Genomic DNA, 3,802 nt, shown 5'->3' on the forward strand with positions numbered 1-3,802 from the left:
GGCGTCCCACCTCGACATCCCTCCTGGCTCTCCTAGAACCATTGTCCGGGGTGTCCACTCAAAGGGTGCAGCCTCAACCGACGGGATCCTGGCCTGCCTGGCCGAGCGTGCCGCCGGCACCGCCTCCAAGCACGCCCCGTCGACCAGGCCGGCGGCGGAGGCAAACCGCAGCAACGACCGCACCGCGCACAGTTTCTGCTCGACAGTCTTGAACTGGTATCCGGCCAGCGTGGCGACGAACGCCCCGATCATGGCGGCGTCGCAGCAGCCCAGCCCTCCGCGGGTGTCGGTGAACGCGACGAACTCCCCGGCCAACGTCCCGTAGGTCCGCACAGTCGAGGCCGAGCGCCCAGCCGAGCGCAGGTGCGCCTGGAACCGGGCGACCGTCTGGGCGCCGGCCACGTCCAGCTTGCTCACCGACCGGTTATAGCGGCGCAGCACCGCCCCGTGGACCGCGTAATCCTCCAGCATCTGAGCAACTCTGAACAAATACACATCGGTTCGCTTCAGGGTGCCGGCCTGCTCCTTGTCGAAGAAACCACACGCGTCGTCGACCCACGCCATCGCCGCATCCAGGGAGAACTCCTCGACACCACGCGCAGCGAAGTGCTTCTGCATCCGCCGCCAACAGCCCCGGTACCAAACGAGCGTCGAATCCTTGTAGCCCAAACGCTGTAGCTCCGCCTCCAGGCCCGACACCAACGCAGACAAAGTCGCCATAACAACTGACCTCCGATCATGGAGGCCCGGCACCGTACCGGGCCGCCTGATCAGAGGATCCGCGGATTATGCGCAGCGATCGACCTCTGACATCGCCGTCACCAGGCCTTGCACGCCAGCGCTGCGCATAACCCAGCACTGTTCATAAGGCGGCATACTCTCACCGTTGCTCGCCAACATCGCTCTGTCGGTGTTGGATGCACATTTCTGTGCGAAATGGGATTCCCACGGGAGTGCCTATCGGCGCGAGGTGCACCGCAAACGCGGCGGGGCCACCTACCGAATCGTGCGCTACGCGGACGATTTCGTCATCATGGTGGTCGGAACCAAGGCGCATGCGGACGCACTCTGGGACGAGGTCGCGGACGTGATAGCCCCGCTGGGGCTGCGGTTGTCCGCCGAAAAGTCCCGGGTATGTCACCTGGACGAGGGGTTCGACTTTCTCGGGTTCCGCATCCAGCGGCGCCGCAGGAAAGGCACGAACAAGATGAGCGTCTACACCTATCCGTCGAAGAAAGCGTTGCTTTCGATCATGGCGAAGGTGCGGGCGCTGACGAAGAGGGCACGTCATCATGGCCTTGCTGATCTGCTCGGACGCCTCAATCCGGTGCTCCGAGGATGGTGTGCGTATTTCCGTCACGGTGTGTCGAAAGCGACGTTCGGTTACCTCGATGCCTTCGCCTGGCATCGGGTCACCCAATGGCTGCTCAAACGGCACAAACGGATCACGTGGGCGGATCTCTACCGACGGTTCCTGACCGGCAGGCCCGGCAATCGTCCGCAAGAGAACGGGATCATCATGTTCGACACCACCACCGTCCCGATTACTCGGTACCGGTGGCGGGCGAGCAACATCCCCACACCGTGGACCAGCAGAGCAGAGACCTTGGTCCCTGCTTAGCAGTGGCAGTCCGTGGAGCGCCGGATGCGATGAGAGTCGCACGTCCGGTGCGGAGGGCGGGCCGGGGAAACGGGCCGGGAGCAATCCCGGCACCGCGCCCCGGTCCGACCCCTACATCCTGGGGTTGCGCTGCCGATCGGCGATGATGACCCTGCGGGAACGGACGACGCAATACGGAATCATCGTCAATCTCCCCGTCGATCACACCGCCGAATCGGTGAAAAATGCTGTCATCAAAGCATTTTCTGGCCTGCCGAAACGAATGCGCAGAACGTTGACGTGGGATCAGGGAACGGAGATTTGTCTGCACCGAGAGATCTCCGCGGCCCTTGATCTGAAGATCTACTTCGCCGAACGTTCCAGTCCGTGGCAGCGGGGTGCGAACGAGAATTTCAACGGGCTCGCTCGACAGTATTTCCCGAAGGGCACCGATTTGTCGGTGCACAGTCACGCTCATGTGCGGTCGGTAACGCGTGAGCTCAACACTCGCCCACGGAAGAACCTGGAGTACGCAACTCCCGCCACGGTGTTCAACGCCGAGCGACGGGCCACCGCTCACCGGCGCCGCACTGCGCTGGAACTCGCGATGCCGACTGCGGTAACGTAATCCGTGAGCTGGGACGACCCAGATTTCAATAGACTTGTGTTGCAACGACAGTGAGAATCCGCCGCCCCGAAAGCAAAATCATCACCGGACGGGGCTATCGGGACCCGCGCAGCTCAGTGAGTTCCGGTCTACGCCCGGCTTTCGGGACGTGCCGGTCTGCGTTCCGCTTGCGGACGGGGCGAGGTCGACGTTCGGGGTGATCGATCGGACCGGACGTTGGGCCGATCGTGTGAGTCCGGGATTCGTCCGCAACTTCAGTAGACGCACTTGGTGACTCCGTGGCCAACGGCGTACGGGGTGGCGTCGAGTCGAGCCTCGACATCGATCGTGGCCACCTGTTCAGCCTCTTCCCTGGTCGGCCCATTTCCCACGCCGAATATGGGCTTCCCCTGCGGACTGCCCAAGTACGACTCCTTGGTCCAACCGCGCACCAACGTAACGCAGCCCCAATCACTCGTGATCACGACCTGGCAATCGTTAGCGCCACTGAGGTTGTCGCAGTGGTAGTACGCCTGGCTCACGGACTCGGCGTACGTGTCCACCACGTTCGAGGACCCCGCGAAGGTCGACTCGAGGGAATAGGAGAGGCTCACGAACCGCGGCGCCGGCGGATTGACGCCCGGCACTGCGTTCGCCGGCGCTGCAATCAGCGCGGCGACTGATGCGGCGACCAGTGCGCCGCCACCGATGAATCCTGCAATCTGCTTGATGAACATGTCGGGCTCCCAGAAGATGTAACGCGAGTTCGAATCCCGCTCCGATCCCGCACCGGAGATGCGAGGCTGATCCCAGTCTCCGGTAGACAGCGAAATGGCACCTCCCCCCTCGGGGTGGAAGATCTCACCCCGAGTTCTCTCTCATCGATCCGCTTTCGGAACGAGCGCGACCACTGTCGGATCAGTGCACGCGTACTCACCGCCGGGACGCTGCGATCCGGTCCGCGCCGCTTTCGCAGAAGGAGCGGCCAGCGGTCGCACTGTTGATCCACGACTCCACACCACGCGGGCGACGCCGCGACAATCTCAACCAATCGGCCAACTGGCCACCGAGTGGCCATCTTGCGTGAGATCTGGCCACAGTTCTCGAGACACTACAAGCTTGTAGGGTCTCGCTACTGATGGCATTTTGGGACGGCTGTGACCTGAGGATTTGTCGTTGGTCTCACGGCATGGCCGCCTCCCTATGTCTCAATTCCCTGGCATTTCTGCAGCCGACATCACGATGCGGCCAGGCAGATGCGGGCGAACAGGACGCCCCTGATGTCAGACTTCAGGAGTGATTGGGACACAACAGGCCTGGGCGTATTGTCCACAGGTGCCGATCGAGCCAAGCCCGGATCGGCGCCGGTGGATCGTCGGCTGCCCGCCCGTGATCAGGGCCGTCGCCATACCCGGGACAGGCTGATCGGCCAGGACGTGACTGTCCTGATGGAGACAACCGGCCGCCGAAACTTCCGCGGATCGGGACTTTCCCATCGGGGTCTGCCTGAATTCGACGCTAGTACTGCAACGGCACTTATGGGAGGTGTCCGCGACGTCGGTAGTGGGAAGTGCGGGCCTGGTGTTGTCGGCGCC

General features: G+C 63.1%; 4 protein-coding genes. 2 read left to right on the forward strand and 2 right to left on the reverse strand.

All coding sequences use genetic code 11. From position 1 onward, the window contains the following. On the reverse strand, window positions 1-720 hold a 720-nt coding region (locus MLGJGCBP_RS47045), incomplete at its 3' end, for a site-specific integrase (protein WP_201453093.1). Between the two features lie 154 nt (window positions 721-874). Here MLGJGCBP_RS47045 and MLGJGCBP_RS47050 point away from each other — a divergent pair. Both MLGJGCBP_RS47050 and MLGJGCBP_RS47055 read left to right on the forward strand, forming a co-directional pair. Further along, the gene (locus MLGJGCBP_RS47050) at window positions 875-1,621 is read left to right on the forward strand and encodes a group II intron maturase-specific domain-containing protein (protein WP_308821646.1); all 747 of its coding nucleotides are present in this window, start codon (window positions 875-877) and stop codon (window positions 1,619-1,621) included. A 124-nt stretch (window positions 1,622-1,745) separates the two neighbouring features. Then, on the forward strand, window positions 1,746-2,228 hold the full coding sequence (locus MLGJGCBP_RS47055; RefSeq protein WP_012686807.1) for an IS30 family transposase: 483 nt from the start codon (window positions 1,746-1,748) through the stop codon (window positions 2,226-2,228). 254 nt (window positions 2,229-2,482) lie between these two features. On the opposite strand, the gene MLGJGCBP_RS47060 is transcribed toward MLGJGCBP_RS47055, so the two are convergent. Next, window positions 2,483-2,944: a DUF4189 domain-containing protein gene (locus MLGJGCBP_RS47060; RefSeq protein WP_007297546.1), complete on the reverse strand. Its 462-nt coding sequence runs from the start codon at window positions 2,942-2,944 to the stop codon at window positions 2,483-2,485. Window positions 2,945-3,802 lie beyond the last annotated feature (858 nt).

It is taken from the genome of Rhodococcus sp. T7, assembly GCF_009872365.1.
Taxonomy (GTDB): Bacteria; Actinomycetota; Actinomycetes; order Mycobacteriales; family Mycobacteriaceae; genus Rhodococcus_F.

What these genes read in the sequence shown, in the direction of transcription:
- MLGJGCBP_RS47060 (WP_007297546.1), bottom strand. Translation starts at nt 2,944, where the DNA reads ATGTTCATCAAGCAGATTGCAGGATTCATCGGTGGCGGCGCACTGGTC.